Raw genomic sequence first — 1,118 nt, 5'->3', positions numbered from 1 at the left:
CGTCGCGACCGAGACCAAGCTGATCCTGCCTGCGTTCGGAGCGCTGACCGGCGGGCTGGATGCGCATCATCCGGAAATCGTGCGCGCGGTGGGGCGCGGGGCGCAGGCGCTGGTGGCGCTGGAAGACCGGCTGCTCAGGTTCCCGATCGCAGCCTAACGCCGTTCGGTTTTGCCGGCGCAGGTGGCAGGGCCGGGACCACCAAGCCGGCAGGTGGCATTGCCGTCCACCCGTACCGCACCGATGCCAAGCACCGAGACGGTGGCGGTGAAGCGAGCGAGGAAACGGCTGTCGCCAGCGCTTTGCGAATGGACGGTGAGATCGTTGACGGCCAAGCCGCCCGCGTCGATCGATCCCGCGCCGTAATTCATGAAGCGGGCGTTGCGTGCGCTGCCGCCCGCAACCTTGATCATGCCGGTGCCGGTGAGCGTGGTGACGAGATGGTCGGCCGTCAACTTGCCGATACTCAGCGACCCCGTGCCGTTGACGCCGAGATCGATCCGCTGGCTGGTCATGGCCTCGATATCGAGCTTTCCGCCGCCATTGATGTTGGCGGCGCGTAAACGGGGCGTGGCGACGGTGATCGTTGCGACGCCGTCCTTCTCGCGCCAGCCTTCCCAGGTCGAGGTGCTGACGCCGACCACCAGCGTATTACCCTGATTGCGGATGCTCACACGCTCGATCGCGCCACGCCCGCCGGTGATGGTTGCCGTGGCCGAGCCGGGAATGACCCGCACCACAAAGGGTCCATCAACTCGAACGCGCTCGAATCCGGTGAGCTGGATGCGGCGCTCTTGCGGGGCGGGTGCCGCGCCGATGGCGAGCAGAACGAACGGCAGGATCAGGGTGCGAATGTGCATGTCCGGTGCATCGCACCCTTACCCCATGCTCGGCAAGGCATCAGCTACAGCGCGCGGTGCCCGATCCCATCTTGCTGACCGAGCATTTGGCCCCGCCGGTCAGCTCGACATCGCCCGAACCGACGATCGATACGTTGGCGGTGTCGGTTACCTGCGCGCGCACGCTGCCCGACCCGGCGATCGAGATGGTGCCGCGTGCCGCCTTCAGCCCCGGCGCCTCGACGTTGCCCGACCCGGCGATCGAAGCGTCGATGACGCTC

At 67.3% G+C, this 1,118-nt stretch carries 2 protein-coding genes and 1 pseudogene; 1 reads left to right on the top strand and 2 read right to left on the bottom strand.

Annotated features, from left to right (window positions below; all coding sequences use genetic code 11):
- Nucleotides 1-157: pseudogene (locus tag U1769_RS25290) on the top strand (ligase-associated DNA damage response endonuclease PdeM); the annotation flags it as partial.
- On the opposite strand, the gene U1769_RS25285 reads toward U1769_RS25290, so the two are convergent.
- Together U1769_RS25285 and U1769_RS25280 are read right to left on the bottom strand one after the other, a co-directional pair.
- Nucleotides 154-858, bottom strand: coding sequence for a GIN domain-containing protein (locus U1769_RS25285; protein ID WP_332720913.1), 705 nt, complete (start codon nucleotides 856-858; stop codon nucleotides 154-156). The pseudogene U1769_RS25290 and the gene U1769_RS25285 sit on opposite strands and share 4 nt — an antisense overlap.
- A gap of 40 nt (nucleotides 859-898) precedes the next feature.
- Nucleotides 899-1,118 (bottom strand): GIN domain-containing protein (locus U1769_RS25280; protein WP_332720912.1); only part of this gene is annotated, 220 nt, incomplete at its 5' end.

It is taken from the genome of Parasphingomonas zepuensis, from assembly GCF_036663735.1.
Taxonomy (GTDB): Bacteria; Pseudomonadota; Alphaproteobacteria; order Sphingomonadales; family Sphingomonadaceae; genus Sphingomonas.
This window is presented reverse-complemented; position numbering and strand designations above follow the sequence as displayed.